The sequence below is a fragment of the Salinibaculum rarum genome, assembly GCF_030505615.1.
Taxonomy (GTDB): domain Archaea; phylum Halobacteriota; class Halobacteria; order Halobacteriales; family Haloarculaceae; genus Salinibaculum; species Salinibaculum rarum.
This window is the reverse complement of sequence record NZ_CP129992.1, coordinates 2583192-2597882: the sequence shown is the minus strand read 5'-3', so window position 1 is coordinate 2597882 and position 14691 is coordinate 2583192. Positions and strand designations below refer to the sequence as shown.

Below are 14691 nucleotides of genomic sequence, written 5' to 3'. Positions count from 1 at the left end.
GTTCGCGGGGGCGCTCCGACGGTATCGGTGGCTTTTACGCCCGGGCGGGTGGAGTGTGATACGTATGAGCGACGAGTTCCGAACCGAACAGGACAGTCTCGGAGAGATGCAGGTGCCCGCCGACGCCTACTGGGGGGCACAGACACAGCGTGCGATTCAGAACTTCCCGATCAGCGATGCGACCTTCGGCCGCCGATTCGTTCGCGCTCTCGGTGTCGTCAAGAAGGGTGCAGCCCAGGCCAACAAGGAACTTGGTCTGGTCGCCGAGGAGAAGGCAGATTGTATCATCGAGGCCGCAGACGAGGTCATCGCCGGCGAGCACGACGACCAGTTCCCGGTCGACGTGTTCCAGACCGGCTCTGGCACGTCCTCGAACATGAACGCAAACGAGGTTATCTCGAACCGGGCGACCGAACTCTACGGTGGCGAAATCGGGACCCGCGAGATTCACCCGAACGACCACGTCAACTACGGCCAGTCCAGCAACGACGTGATTCCGACGGCGATGCACGTCGCCAGCGCCGAAGCGGTCCAGAAGGACCTCCTTCCGGCACTGGAGACGCTCGCCGACTCCCTCGACGCCAAGGCCGAGGAGTACGACGACGTCGTCAAGACCGGGCGGACACACCTCCAGGATGCGACGCCTATCATGCTCGGCCAGGAGTTCTCCGGCTACCGGACGCAAGTCGAGAAGGGCATCCAGCGCGCCGAGAACGCCCTGCCCCACCTGCAGGAACTCGCACTCGGCGGGACCGCTGTCGGGACCGGGCTCAACACCCATCCCGAGTTCCCCGCCAAAGCGGCCGAGTACATGAGCGAGGAGACGGGCGTCGACTTCCGCGAAGCGGACAACCACTTCGAGGCCCAGGCCGCCCACGACGCGATGAACGAGGCCCACGGTGCCCTGCGGACCATCGCCGGGTCGCTGAACAAGATTGCAAACGACCTGCGCCTGCTCGCCTCCGGTCCGCGCAACGGACTCGGCGAAATCGACCAGCCCGAGAACCAGCCCGGTTCCTCGATTATGCCCGGCAAGATCAACCCCGTCGTCGCCGAGGCAGTCAACCAGGTCCACAAGCAGGTTGTCGGCAACGACGCCGCCGTCTCCGCCGGCGCTGCCGAGGGCCAGATCGACCTGAACCTCTACAAGCCGGTTCTGGCGTACAACTTCCTCCAGTCTGCGAAACTGCTGGCAAACAGCAGCGAGGTGTTCGCCGAACGGTTCGTGGACAAACTCGAAGCCGACCGCGAACACTGTGCCGAGCGCGTCGAGCAGTCGATGGCACTCGCCACGGCGCTCAACCCCGCTATCGGCTACGACAAGGCCAGCAAGGTCGCAAAGAAGGCGCTCAAGGAAGGCAAGACGGTCAAAGAAGTCGTCGTCGCTGAAGGCTATCTCGACGAGGAGGAGGCCGAAGAGGTACTCGACCCGGCGAAGATGACCGAGCGCGTCATTCTGGGCGACGACTGAGCGACGACGCTCGCGGTCGTTGATTATCCTTTGCGGTCCGCTCTCTCTTCTCGAAGGTACTCCTTCGCGTACAGACTGAGTTCGGGCCACTCGCAGTGGTGCGGTTGTCTCACCGGACCAGATGGGACTCCTCGTCGGGGAGAAATCGGCCGAGGTCCGCCGTCTGGCGGTAATCGCTCGCCAGGAGGTCGGTCAGCATCTGGGCCAGCGCCTCGGCGTCCGCGTCGGTCCACGTTGCTGGTTCCTTGACGGGGATAACGAGCCACCCCGACCCGTGAACTTCGGTCGCGTGGACGGCATCGGCGTCGACGGCTGTCGCCGACTTGCTGGTGCAGGTGGCGAGGATGTGCTCGATTGCACGGTCCCCGACCGGGAGCAGCACATGTGCGGTGACGGCCCGGAGCGCTGCGTCGAAAAACGGTTCCAGCGTCGCGTAGTCGGATTCTGTCGGCTCCCCCTCGCCGGGGTCACACATGTGTAGATACGAGAGGAAGGTGCGGTCGAGGTCCAGACGCCCCGCCTCGAGGTCGACACCCTCGACCAGACCGCCACGAGCGAGCGCGTCGAAAAACGCCGCCGACCACGGACGGTCGGTGAAGGGGATACCGGTGTCCAGCCCGCCGTGGCGGGCCGGATTGTCACCGATGACGTGAAAGTGTGCGCTGGTGTCGCCGTAGCCCGGGACCGACCGCTCACACGGTGGGTCCATCCCGAAGGGATTCCGGTCGGAGTCGGCGACAAATTCCACGCTCGATTCTCCATTGTCGCTGACGGGCAATAGCTTTCGGGTCTCGGCGCTGGTCCACGGGATTTTTGACACCTCCCCACATCCGCCAGCGTATGCGCGTCGCGCTCGTCGCCATGGAGACGACCCGGCACAACGATACCGCCGGCAATCGTCGCTTCGAGCGCCTCGCCCGACAACTCACCGAGGCCGGCCACGACGTGACTGTCTTCTGTGCCCAGTGGTGGGACGGCGAGCCCGACCGCTTCGAGGCCGACGGCATCCAGTATCGGGCCGTCACGATAAACCGGGCGCTGGCCTCTTTCTGTCTCCGCCTGCCGACGATGCTCGCCCGCTACAGTCCCGACGTCATCCACGCCCGGCCGGCACCACCACAGCAGGTTATCGCGGCCTCTGTCGGTGGCACGCTCGCCAGAACGCCGCTGGCCGTGGAGTGGTTCGGCGACGAGAGCCTCGACAGGAGTGCACGCCTGACACGCTGGGCGGTCACGGAACCCCAGCTCGTCATCACGCCCTCGCAGATGACTCGAACCGAGGTCCGCGAACTCGGTGCGGGCGGGGAGAACACCCGCGTCGTTCCGGAGGGCATCGACTTCTCGCTCGTCGAGTCCGTCGACGCAAGCGAGGAAGTCGACGTGGCCTACGCTCACCCGCTCGACGAGAGTGCGAACATCGAGAGTCTCTTTCTCGGACTGGCAGAACTGCGCGACCGCGACTGGACGGCGACTATCATCGGTGACGGCCCACAGCGGGCAGCCTACGAACGGCAGGCTTCGGACCTGCGCATCGACGACCGGGTCCAGTTCGTCGGGGCCTGTGACCGCGAGCAGCGACTCGCCATCTACCGGGGCGCCCACGCCTTCGTCCAGACCGCGTATCGCGAGCACTTCGCGACCGAACTGCTGTGGGCACTCGCCGCTGGCTGTGTCGGTCTCGTCGAGTATCAGGCCGAATCGAGCGCCCACGAACTCATCGAGAATTACGAACGGAGCTTCCGGGTGACAAACCCCCAGCAACTGGCGGACGCTATCGTCGACGCCGGCCAGTACGACCACCTGACCGTCGACGAAACGTGGCGCGAATACGACCACAGTCGCGTTCTCGCACAGTACCTCGACATCTACGAGAGTCTCGAGAGCGAGTTTGGCTACCTCTGACCTACTGAATCTGCTTGCGCAGCGGCTTCGCCGTGGCTTCGATACCGTCGAGATAGCGGTCGGTCCACTGGGCGATAGCGGGGTCGTCACTCTCGACGAGGACGCGGAGTGCCCCGTCGCGGTACCCGACGAGCGCGACTGTGCAGTCGACGATAGCGAGACCGAAGGGGAGGGTGTCCTCGGAGAGTCGGACGGTGAGGTTGTCGCTGTCGAGCGACTCCTCGATAGCCGAGACGCCCCGTCCAGTCAACAGCGAGCGCTGTGACTCTGTCGTCACCAGCTGGACCTCGTTGCCCGCATCGAGTTGCCGTTCGATGACGTCGCTGTACGCCGGGTTCCAGTGGGGCGTCACGAGCGTAAACCCCGACGATTCCGCCAGCAGTTCGACGAACTCGTTGAGCGGGGCCGCCGGCGTGTCGCTGTCGGCAACGACGCAGTCGGCTTCTGCCAGCAGGTCGAGGTCGATGTCGAAATCGTCGAAGGGAACACAGTCGACAAAGGCCGCGAGCCCGTCCATCGACTCGACGGTCCCGAGCAGTCCGTCGAGGCTATCGAGCACCATCTCCCCGACCGGCGTCGTGTAGTATTGCCGGTTGACGGTCGCGTCTATCCACCCCCGATTTTCGAGTTTGTTCAGATTGCGTTGCACCGTCGAGTGTGGCACGTCGAGTTTGTCGACGAGCGTCCGTGCGTCGTCCCGACTCTCGTTGAGCGTCGCCAGCAGGCGAATCCGGACTTCTGACCCAACCAGAAACTGCAGTGTCTCCACCGTCTCTGATTGCGTGTATTGAGTTGTTCCCATAGTGTCCCTGTTTTCTGGATTGTCCAATTCCCCATTAAAACGAGGCGCTAACTATCACAACGATTCTCGCCACTACTGCGCTGTAACTGCCGGATACACAGAACTGGTCTCACTAGCCAATCCACGCTCGGGCCCGGTGCCGCCCCAGGGTCCCCGACGCTGCATGGGGGTCTCTGAGACCAGCGCAGTGGTACTGCTGACAGTCCCTGGGTCAGTCGCACCCCTAGACAATTAGTATCGTTGCGCTATGTTTCGGACTGTTGGGCTGTCCCGATACTGACGGGTACCGGAACGAGACGGGGACGACACGAGGCAGCGGACTGGTCGTGCTGTCCGAAGTGAGTTGTGGCGAGCAACCATGGTGGTACACGCCAAAGCTCGCCTCGTGTCGTGGTGACAGTACACAGTATGGCGTATTCGGGGTGGTGATGGGGTTCGCTATCGCCCGACCCGACGCCGCTGGTAGGTGCTTGACATCGGTTCCGGGCATTTCGACGGAGGAATTGGACTGCCTTCATGCTACCGAGTGTCAATAGCCTGAACGTGTGATCAATTCTCACACGATAGGATATTCACAGTCGCCCCACAGTGTCCTTACTCCGCGTCGAGTCGGTCGGGGTCGGCGGCCGCATCGGCGACGTCGACGGCGGCGACGTTTTCGGCGACATCGTGGACGCGGACAATATCCGCGCCGTGTTCGACGGCGACCGCCGTCGCTGCAATCGTCGGTTCGAGGCGTTCGTCGGCGTCTCTGTCGACTGCGTCGAACATCGACTTGTGGGAGTGGCCCACGAGGATGGGACAGCCAAGTCCCGCAAACTCCTCGATACGGCCGAGCAACTCGAAGTTCTCGGCGGCAGTCTTCCCGAACCCGAGTCCCGGGTCGACGATGATTTGCGAGCGGTCCAGACCGGCCTTCTCGGCGAGTAAGACGCGCTCGGTGAGTTCCTCGACGACGTCCTCGACGACGTCGTCGTAGGGGACGTCTCGGTCCGGGTCGACCGGCGTGTCGATAGAGTGCATCACGACGACCGGTACGTCGTAGTCGGCCGCGACCAGTCGCATCTCGGGGTCTGCCAGTCCCGACACGTCGTTGAGAATGTCCGCTCCCGCGTCGAGGGCCGCGCGTGCCACCTCCGCTTTCCGGGTGTCGACGGCGATGTGGACGTCGAGGTCAGCGATTCGCTCGACGACCGGGACCACGCGGGATTTCTCTTCGGCGACAGAGACTGGTTCTGCACCGGGCCGGGTCGACTCCCCACCGATGTCGATGATGTCCGCCCCCGCATCGACCATCTCCTCGGCGCGGTCGACTGCGTCGGCGACGGCGTCGTACTCGCCGCCGTCGTGGAAACTGTCCGGCGTCACGTTCAGAATGCCCATCACCGCTGTGCCGTCTTCCCACGGGTACCCCCGGTGGTCAGGTTCGACGCCGATGCCGAGTGTCTCCCGGAGCTGTCGGCCAAACGTCGCCAGCCCGTAGGGCTGTCCGTCGAGTTTGTTTGCGAGCCGTTTGAACTGCGCCATCGTCGCCATCATGACGACCGAGAGGTTCTCTTCGTCCTGGTCGTTGAGCCCCGAAATCGCACACTCCCCGCCCAGCGAGAGGAGTTCCTCCTTGAGATACTGGGCCTGCCGGGGCTGGACGCGTGTCTTGAGGACGCGATGGACGCCCTTCCCGCCCATGCGCCAGGCGCCGGCGTCGGTCACGTGGGCGTCTGCCATCACCTCGCGTGCCTCGCCCACCGAGTCGACCTGTTTGGGAACCGTCGCTCTGCTCCAGCGGGTTCGGGCTTCGGCGACGGTGTACAGCGACCCGGTGACGAGGACACAGTCTCCTTCCTCTGCGGCGTCGAGTGCGATGTCGAGTGCGCCGGCCACGTCCGAGCGCGTCTCCACGTCGGCGTCGGTCTCCTGTTCGAACGCGCGTGCGACGACAGCCTCCTCCTCTGCCCGGTCACGGTCGGGCTGGCAGGCGACGACGTGTGTCGCCCCCTCGAACGCGGACGCGATGCCGCGGTGGTCCTTGTCCGACATCACGCCCGCGACGACGTGGAGGTCGTCGAACTCGAAGGTCTCGAGCGTCGCCGCGACGCGCTGACAGCTGTCCGGGTTGTGCGCGCCGTCGAGAACAACGAGCGGGTCCTCGCCGAACAGTTCGAACCGCCCCGGCCAGTGGGCGTTGCGCAGGCCGCGGGCGACCGTCTCGTCTGTCACGTCAGCGACCTGCCTGACGAGTGCGGCCGCGATACCGGCATTGTGTGCCTGATGTTCACCCAGCAGGGGGAGGTGGGTCTCGACGGTCCAGCCACGCCCGTCCAGCGAGACGATGCTCTCCTGGCCGTCGCGGCCACCGTAGGCGACGGCAACGTCTGCGTCCGGACCCCCGACGGTCAGCACGTCGCCGATTTCGTCGGTGATTGCCGTCCGGGCCGTCTCGTCGGTGCCACAGACCAGCGGCCGGTCTTCCGGTGCGACGTGTGCCTTGTCGCGGGCTATCTCCGCGACTGTCTCACCCAGCACGTCAGTGTGTTCAAGTGAGACGCTGGTGACAGCCCCGGCGACGGGGTCGACGACGCTTGTGGCGTCGTATCGTCCACCGATACCGACCTCCAGGACGGCGATGTCGACGTCGCGCCGACCGAACTCCCAGAGTGCGAGTGCGGTCAGCGTCTCGAAAAAGGTAGGCGCGTTGCCGTCGGCAGCGCGGTCGGTCACGTACGGCTTGATTTCGTCGACAAAGGTCGTCACCGCAGCCTCCGGGAGCATCCGCCCGTCGACGCGGATACGCTCCCGAACGTCGTCGAGGTGTGGCGACGTGTACAGCCCTACAGACAGCCCCGCCTCGCGGAGCGTCGACTCGACCATGCGGGCCGTCGACCCCTTTCCGTTCGAGCCGGCAATCTGGATGCAGTCGACGGATTCTTGCGGGTCCCCGAGGTGCTCGAGCAGCGCCGCAGTGGCGTCGGTCCCCGGCCGCGGCGCGTATCGTCTGAGGCCAAAGAGGAAGTTCGCCGCCTCGTGGAACGTCATGCCTGTTGCAATCGGGTCTGCCCGTTTTAGCCCATCGGTTCTTGCCGTCCGAGCGACTGCCGGGGCCGCTACAGCGTCCGCCGCTCGACCTCTGGGTCGATGTCTGCCGCGGCCAGGTCCTCGCGAATGCGTTCGCGAAGCGGCGTCGGGACCGTCGACCGACCGACCGGGACTGCCGTCTTCCCGCGCTCCTCCGGGGGCACTTTCCAGTAGACGATACAGTCACTCGGCGCGTAGTACTCGATGCTGTACTTGTCCGTCGCACCGCTGTAGTGTACGCGGGCGGCCTGCCCCTCCCGCGTCCACCCGTCTCTGTCCTCTAGGGCCGCCAGTTCGGCCTCGCCGTGGTCGCTCATGCCTGCGCGTTACGCCTCCTGCTCCCTACCCGTTGTGGTCCGAGGTGGTATTCGCGAGCCGCTATCCGGCCTCGATGGTAACCGTATCCGTGGTCCCGGTGACAGTTGTCCCAGCGACGAACGATTCAGAACCGAAGACGACGGCCGTCGTCGCCCCATCCACTTCGGCGACCGTGACAGCGGCGTCGGCGTCCGACAGCGACCAGACGCCGCCTTCGCTGTCACCGCGGGCGTCGAGCGCCGAGCGGAGTGTCTGCTCGAACTCGCTTGCGTTTGCCGGGTCGTCCCAGTCGAGCACCCAGACGTAACTTGCCGTGCCACCGTCGACCGGCCGGAAGATGTGCAGCGAGTCGTTGCCCCACCCCGCCGCCGCGCGTGTGGCCCGTTCGGTGCCCACGTCGCTCGCCAGCGCGTAGCGGACGAACGCTTCACCCATCCTGTCGGTCCCGCTCGCGACCCAGTCGTCTCCGGTGGTGGTGTCGACGGCCAGGTCGGTCGGTGGCTCCTCATTGGGGGTGAGGCCGTGGAGCAACTGCTCGCTGGTCTGTGGTGGATTCTCGTAGACCTCGGGGAGTGCCGTCGGTGAATCCAGCCGTGTCGCGGCGTAGTCGTGGCCGTGGACGTACCGACCGTTCTGGAACTGGCCGACGTGGCCGGCTGGATAGGTGGCCTGAATCTCGTCGTACCACGGCGAGTTCAGTTGCTCGCCGGGTGCGTACTCGCGGACGTACGCGTCCGTTGTCAGCACCGCCCCGCCCTCGACGATGGCGCGGCTGACGTACGCCGAGTCGGTGGTCCGGCCGCCGACTGCGCCGTTCAGGTCGGTCTGGCGACCGGTCTGTAGCTGGACGTAGTGGGTAAACTCGTGGGCCAGCACGAGTCGTTCGTCGGCCACCGTCGCGTTCTCGCCGAGGTAGATGGTCACGGCGCCAGTCCCGGTCACGTATCCGTTCTTCCGAAATTCCAGCGCGGACCCGTTGACCGACTCCGTCTCGAGGCCGGCGACGTGCCAGAACCGCGGCAGCGTGTTCGGGCCGAGGCCACCGGGCGTGCTGCTGTAGAACTCCTCGGAGGTCCCGAACACGCGCACCGCCGCCGGCGCGGTGACGTTCGTGTCCGACACGCGCTGGACGCGCGCGAACACCTTGCCAGGGTCCAGTTCCAGTGACCCGTTCAGCACGGTTACGTTCGGGGCCGATTCGGAATTGAGTCGGTCGCCAGTCTCGTTTTCCGACGGGGCTGGCGATTCGAGTCCGTCGTTGCCGGCGTCTGCCGCTGGTGCCTGACAGCCCGCGGTCATCGTCGCGACGACGAGCAGACCGACGGCGAGACGTTGCAGTGTACGTTCCATCGTCACTTCATGCATCCGTCCCGTCGGACCCGATTTCGTACGCTGTCCCTGCTTCCTCGGGGAGTGTCACCTCGACCGGCCCGTACTCGAACTGCTCGACGAAGGACCCGGAAACGACCGTCTGCTGTCCCTGGATGGTGGTCACGACTTCCATCGCTCCCTCCGCGCGGACGATAGTCGACGACTCGGTGTCGACCCAGAACGTCGTCACCATCGCCGCGTCCGACTCTGCGTCGGTCGGGAGATTGAACACGTTTGCGAAGGCCGTGCTGTTCGTTCTGACCCGGAGCCGATAGGTGTCGGTCCCGTTGACAGTCTGTGCCCCCTCGAGATTCACCGAGCCGTTTTCGAGCATCCGCTCGTAGAGTGCGAGGCGGTCGGAGTTCCCGAAGATTGTCGAGAAGTTCTCGGAGATGTCCTGTTTCACCCACTCGGAGTTGTAAGCCCGGACGAACTGCGCACTGCGCTGGTAGAGTGTCCCGTCGACGATGTACGTCGCCTGGTCTATCGTCCGCCCGCGGGCAGACACCGTCTGATTGCTCGCCAGTCGCGACCGCTCGCGGTCGACCCGCGTCTCCCGCTTTATCTCCTGGGTCTGACCGACGTTGTTCGACTGCGTGCGAAGCGTCGAATCTCCGGTCAGTCGGTAGCCATCGACGCCCGCGATTGCGGTCTGTGTGTCGTTTCGCACCGCTTCGACACCGACCGATAGCTCCGCTGGCGGCGTCAGTTCACTTTCCAGGCCCTCTCCGGCAGTGTAGTTGTCGATACTGGCGTTCTGTCGCTGCTCAGAGTCACTGTCCCCGACGCCGTCTGTCGGCGTCGAGGTGTTTGCCGGCGTCTCTGTGGCATCCCCGGTCCCGCCGGTACACCCTGCCAGCGCAACGAGCACTGCCAGCCCGACGAGAACGAGATGTCTCCGCTCGATGCGGCCACGAAGTCCGCTCACTACCATACCTCCGACTCAGTGACCCACTCAAAAATAAGGTCCCATCCGATTGCTCGCTCGGGGTTTTTGCCCGTGGATTTATTATCACCGAGTCGTCGCACGGCGTCGTCATCCTCCTCGGTCATCGTCATCTATCGTCACCCTCGTCGCTACTCCACGCCGAACCGACACGGTCGTAGCCCATCATCGCCTCGCCCTCGTGTTCGGTGAAGACGACTTTCATGTTCGGTTCCGGGACGCCGAAGTCCTCTGTCGCGGTGTCCATGACAGCGAGTGCAAACTCCCGCTTTTGCTCTGTCGACCGGCCTGCTCTAATTTCGGCGTCGAGAACGAGTACGCGCGGGTCGTCCGTCTGCCGGCCGAGCGACACCTCTGCCGGGGTCCGGGGGCGCACCACGACGGCGACGTGACTGGTGCCCGTTTGCATCGTCTCGCCGTATAACTCTCGGACTGTGGCTGCAAACTCTTGTTTCTCGATTCCCGTCATCTCGACCGACGTATCGAACTGCAAGAGCGGCATGGCTACGCCCACGACGAGACAGCGGATAAATCTCAGCCAGGGTCTCTCGTTGTCCACTCCTGGCGCTTCGGTACTGTGTGCGACCGGTCAGAAGCTACTGCTGTCGAGCCTTTCGAAAACCTCATCCTGTGGTACAGACGGCGTACTCCATAGACGGTACAGAGTCGCTGGCAGGGAAATTCCCGAGAGACTCATGACGACTTCTTTTTCTGCCTCTATGCTCAACTGGTAATATTAGATGTCTTCTGATACGAATCTTCAAGGGTTTATCAAGAGTTCGCCGGACGCGACTGTGATTGCTGACCCTGAGACGGGAGAGATAATCGACGTAAGTCAAGCGGCTGAAGACTTCTTCGGGTACACACAGGAGGAACTGTGCTCGATGGACGTGATTGACCTCCATCCTGCCGACGAACACGAACAGTATCGGCGGCTCTTCGAGACGCATTTTGAGCACCAGCCGGCTGTCGTCTCCCAGTTCGACGATGGCTCGCCCCTGTTTGCGGTGACGGCAGATGGCGAACAGATTCCCATCGAGATCAACTCTTGGGCCATCGAGGACCCGGACTCTGGCCAGTCACTCTTCCAGGGCGTCTTCCGGGACATCTCGGAACGACTCCGGCGGCAACGTGAACTCCAGCATCAGAACGAGCGACTCGACGAGTTTGCCAGCGTCGTTTCACACGATTTGCGGAATCCGCTAAATGTCGCCCAGGCCAGGGCCACACTGCTCGACCAGGAGTGCGAGAGCGAACATATCGACCCGCTACAGACTGCTCTGGACCGGATAGAGACAATCGTTGCGGAGACGCTGACGCTCGCTCGGAACGGCGAACAGGTCCGTGAGGTGGAATCAGTCCGCATGGTTGACCTGGTCGGGAACTGCTGGAAAATGGTCGACACCGCCGCGGCCACGCTAGAGTTTGAAAACGAGATGACAATCCGTGCGGACCCCGACCGACTCCAGCGAATCTGCGAGAATCTCTTTCGAAATGCTATCGAACACGGTGACGACAATGTCACCGTCCGGGTTGGCCAGACAGACGAGCAGACGATTTACATTGAAGATGACGGCCCCGGCATCCCGGAAGACAAACGAGAAGCGGTCCTCGAGGCGGGACACTCGTCGACGCCTACTGGCACAGGACTGGGACTGGCTATCGTGCAACGGCTCGCCGAAGCACACGAGTGGGACATCACGCTGACAGACGGCGAGTCCGGTGGCGCGCGATTCGAGTTTAGCGGCGTCGAAATCGAGTGACGAATACGCGCGCGTTCGGCCGTGGCAGATAAGTCGAAAATTCGATTCGCTCGTTTCCGAGTTTCCGCCACTAATCGTGCCGGAAACACCGATTCCCGGTGAAGACCATCGCCATGTCGTGCTCGTTTGCGGCCTCGATGACCATATCGTCGTTTTTCGAACCGCCGGGCTGGATGACGGCCTCGATACCCGCCTCTGCGGCCTTCTCGACGCCGTCGGGGAACGGGAAGAAGGCGTCCGATGCCATCACGGCACCCTCCGTGTCTTTCCCTTCGGCGTGTTCCTCGGCTTTCATCCCGGCGAGGTGGACGGCATCGACACGCGAGACCTGACCCATCCCGATGCCGACTGTCTCGGTCCCCTTCGCGAAGAGAATCGCGTTGGACTTGACGTGTTTGATGGTCTGCCAGGCAAACAGCATCGACTCGATTTGTTCGTCGGTCGGCTCGCGCTCCGTGACAACTTCCAGGTCGTCTGCTGTGACCGTCTGGAGGTCCCGCTCCTGAACGAGTCGCCCACCGACCAGCGGTTTCTCGGTCAGGGAATCGGTTCGGTCGCCCAGTTCACCGACATCGAGCACTCGCAGGTTGTCCTTCTCGAAGAGGACGTCGAGGGCGTCGTCGGTGTACCCCGGCGCGACGACGACCTCCTTGAACGAGTCGATAATCTGTTCGGCCGTTTCGGCGTCACACTCGCGGTTGAGTGCGACGATACCGCCGAAGGCGCTCATCGGGTCCGTCGAGAGCGCGCGGTCGTACGCCTCTGCGATGGAGTCGGCGGTGGCACAGCCGGCGGGGTTGGTGTGTTTGATGACTGCGGCGGCGGGCTCGTCGAACTCCTTGATGAGATTCAACGCGCCGTCGGCGTCGTTGTAGTTGTTGTAGGAGAGCCCCTTCGCGCCCTCGTTGAGCTGTGGCGCGTGGACGACGCTTGCCTCGTCGACGGTGTAGTCCGCATAGAGCGCTGCATCCTGATGGGGGTTCTCTCCGTACCGGAGGTCTGCGGTGCGGTCGTGGCTGGCGACGCGCCGGCCGGGGAACTCACCACTCTCGTCGCCCTCGACGTGGACGACGTTCTCGTCGTAGTCGACCGTGACGCGGTCCTCGGCGAAATATTGGATGGCGCGCGGGTAGGCTTTGAACTCTCCCTGGTAGAGAACGCGCTCCTGGAGGTCGGACTTGGTGTCTCCTTCGTAGATTGGGATGGGTTCCTGTGTGACGACGGGGCCCGCGTCGACCTGTTCGTCGACGACGTTGCCCTCGTCGTCGGTGGCGTCCGTGACGACGTGGACCGTACAGCCGGTGACGGAGACGCCAGCGTCGAGGGCGTCGCCCCACGCGTCCATGCCGGGGAACGAGGGTAGGAGAGCGGGGTGGACGTTCAGTGTCGTCGGCGCCTCCGCGAGGAACGTATCCGAGAGGATGCGCATGTAGCCGTCGAGTGCGACCAACTCGAAGTCGTAGTCGGCCAGTGCGTCGAGCACGCGCTGTTCGTGTTCTTTCCGCGATTCACCGTCCTTCTGTACGACGGTCTCAGTGGGAATGTCGCGTTTCTCGGCTTTCTCGACGACCGGGGCGTCCTCCGAGTTCGTGAGAACGACGGCAAACTCAGCGCCACCCGGGGCGCGGTCGGCGATGTTCATCAGATTTCGGCCGCGGTTCGAAGCCATGCCGGCGAGTTTCATATTCGAGTGCCCGCGCGGCGAGCGCAAAGGCGTTGCGAATCGCAGGCTGCTATTCGGAATGCAGCGCGGAGACACGCCCGCCCACGCAGTGCAACGACGCCCGATGTCTGTCTCGTGTCTCGGCTGGTCTCGGCGCGCCATCGACGCTTGCACTCTCGACGCAGTCGGTGGCACCTTTTAGACCGGTCGGCACCAACACGAAGGTATGCCAGACGACGAGTGGGGCTCCGAGTCCGACCAGCGGGACACGGCCCGGGCGGACGACGGGGAGTCGACAGTCAGTGGCGACCAGTCGCAGGGGCGCCACGGCACGATTGCACATTCCGTCGAAGACCCGTCCGGTCCCGGTCCCAACGGGCAGTGGGACCCGATACAGCGGGTCTTCGGCACGAGCGAGGACCTCTACGACATCGCGACCTGGGACGTGCGGAGTCGTCTCGACCGGTTTGCGGTCACGCTGACCGGTGGGCTCCAGAAGACACGAAAGTGGACGCTAATCTCTATCGCGGCGGTGCTGTTTTTCGCACAGACTGCGGTTATCGCGCTTTTCGTCCTCGAGGAGCCGGTTCTGGGTGCACTCGGTGCCATCTCGATTCTCCCCGCACTCGCGCTGGCGGCGTATTTGTGGTTCGATGACCCGACGCGTCGCGAACCGCTCGAACCGATGGCCGTCACCTTTCTTCTGAGTATCCTGTTTGCCAGTTTCGCCGCCATCGTCAACACGGTGATGTCGCCGATTTTCGGTTTCATCCCCATCGTCGGACTCCCGCTGTATTTTTTCCTCGTCGTCGCGCCCATCGAGGAGACGGTCAAGTGGGCCTCGATTCGCATCCACGCCTACAAGGACGACCGGTTCGACGCGGTCATCGACGGGGTCGTCTATGGCGCCATCGCCGGCCTGGGATTTGCCGCCATCGAGAACTTCATCTACATCATCAACATCTACTCGGCGGCCGCACCGGCGGGGGCGGCCGCACAACTGGAAGGGGCGAGTCAGACGGCCTACGTCCGGGCGTTCGTCGGGCCGGGCCACGTCATCTACTCGGCGTTTGCCGGCTACTACCTGGGTCTGGCGAAGTTCAATCCGGACAACCGCGGCCCAATCGTCGTCAAGGGATTGCTCATCGCGGTGTTCATCCACGCACTCTACAACACACTCGTGAGCACTCTGCCGTTGACCTCCGTGACGCTCGCTCTCTTCCTGCTCGTCTACGTCGGGTTCTGGCTCGGTGTCCTCTACCGGAAGGTCGCCCGGTACAAACACTACTACAGGCGGGCACAGACGAGCGGCGACGCCGACCAGCGAGCCAACCAGCGCGACGACGGCTGGTGAGACCGGCAGGCTTTTTCGCCGGAGTCGTG

Annotated in this window: 13 protein-coding genes; 4 read left to right on the top strand and 9 right to left on the bottom strand. The window is 63.9% G+C overall.

Annotated elements, in window-relative coordinates:
• Positions 1-64 precede the first annotated feature (64 nt).
• Entirely contained in the window at positions 65-1471 is a 1407-nt protein-coding gene (locus QYL91_RS13495; protein ID WP_302081015.1) for a class II fumarate hydratase, read from the top strand.
• Between the two features lie 109 nt (positions 1472-1580).
• On the opposite strand, the gene QYL91_RS13490 is transcribed toward QYL91_RS13495, so the two are convergent.
• Positions 1581-2219, bottom strand: a complete 639-nt coding sequence (locus QYL91_RS13490; RefSeq protein ID WP_369685602.1) for a uracil-DNA glycosylase family protein — start codon at positions 2217-2219, stop codon at positions 1581-1583.
• A 92-nt stretch (positions 2220-2311) separates the two neighbouring features.
• Between QYL91_RS13490 and QYL91_RS13485 the strand changes: the two genes are divergently transcribed.
• Positions 2312-3373, top strand: a complete 1062-nt coding sequence (locus tag QYL91_RS13485) for a glycosyltransferase family 4 protein (RefSeq protein WP_302081014.1) — start codon at positions 2312-2314, stop codon at positions 3371-3373.
• 1 nt (position 3374) lies between these two features.
• Here the strand turns inward: QYL91_RS13485 and QYL91_RS13480 are convergent, their stop codons facing one another.
• From QYL91_RS13480 to QYL91_RS13450, 7 genes are all read right to left on the bottom strand, one after another.
• The gene (locus QYL91_RS13480; protein WP_302081013.1) at positions 3375-4175 is read right to left on the bottom strand and encodes a helix-turn-helix transcriptional regulator; all 801 of its coding nucleotides are present in this window, start codon (positions 4173-4175) and stop codon (positions 3375-3377) included.
• 594 nt (positions 4176-4769) lie between these two features.
• Positions 4770-7208, bottom strand: a complete 2439-nt coding sequence (gene folP, locus QYL91_RS13475) for a dihydropteroate synthase (RefSeq protein WP_302081012.1) — start codon at positions 7206-7208, stop codon at positions 4770-4772.
• Between the two features lie 68 nt (positions 7209-7276).
• Positions 7277-7564 carry a DUF7538 family protein gene (locus QYL91_RS13470; protein ID WP_302081011.1) on the bottom strand — a complete coding sequence of 96 codons (288 nt, stop codon included), beginning with the start codon at positions 7562-7564 and terminating at the stop codon, positions 7277-7279.
• A 61-nt stretch (positions 7565-7625) separates the two neighbouring features.
• Positions 7626-8915, bottom strand: coding sequence for a hypothetical protein (locus QYL91_RS13465; RefSeq protein WP_302081010.1), 1290 nt, complete (start codon positions 8913-8915; stop codon positions 7626-7628).
• A gap of 7 nt (positions 8916-8922) precedes the next feature.
• Positions 8923-9864: a hypothetical protein gene (locus tag QYL91_RS13460; protein ID WP_302081009.1), complete on the bottom strand. Its 942-nt coding sequence runs from the start codon at positions 9862-9864 to the stop codon at positions 8923-8925.
• Positions 9864-9995, bottom strand: a complete 132-nt coding sequence (locus QYL91_RS13455) for a hypothetical protein (RefSeq protein ID WP_302081008.1) — start codon at positions 9993-9995, stop codon at positions 9864-9866. The genes QYL91_RS13460 and QYL91_RS13455 overlap by 1 nt, the downstream gene beginning before the upstream one ends.
• Positions 9992-10384, bottom strand: a complete 393-nt coding sequence (locus QYL91_RS13450) for a tautomerase family protein (protein WP_302081007.1) — start codon at positions 10382-10384, stop codon at positions 9992-9994. The genes QYL91_RS13455 and QYL91_RS13450 overlap by 4 nt, the downstream gene beginning before the upstream one ends.
• A 238-nt stretch (positions 10385-10622) precedes the next feature.
• On the opposite strand from QYL91_RS13450, the gene QYL91_RS13445 reads away from it, so the two are divergent.
• Positions 10623-11645: a sensor histidine kinase gene (locus QYL91_RS13445; protein WP_302081006.1), complete on the top strand. Its 1023-nt coding sequence runs from the start codon at positions 10623-10625 to the stop codon at positions 11643-11645.
• 70 nt (positions 11646-11715) lie between these two features.
• On the opposite strand, the gene purH is transcribed toward QYL91_RS13445, so the two are convergent.
• A complete protein-coding gene (gene purH, locus QYL91_RS13440; RefSeq protein ID WP_302081005.1) occupies positions 11716-13329 on the bottom strand; it encodes a bifunctional phosphoribosylaminoimidazolecarboxamide formyltransferase/IMP cyclohydrolase in 1614 nt (537 codons plus the stop codon).
• Between the two features lie 205 nt (positions 13330-13534).
• Here purH and QYL91_RS13435 point away from each other — a divergent pair, with 205 nt between their 5' ends.
• Positions 13535-14662 (top strand): PrsW family intramembrane metalloprotease, encoded by a 1128-nt coding sequence (locus QYL91_RS13435; protein WP_302081004.1) that lies wholly within the window; start codon positions 13535-13537, stop codon positions 14660-14662.
• The last annotated feature ends 29 nt before the right edge of the window (positions 14663-14691 follow it).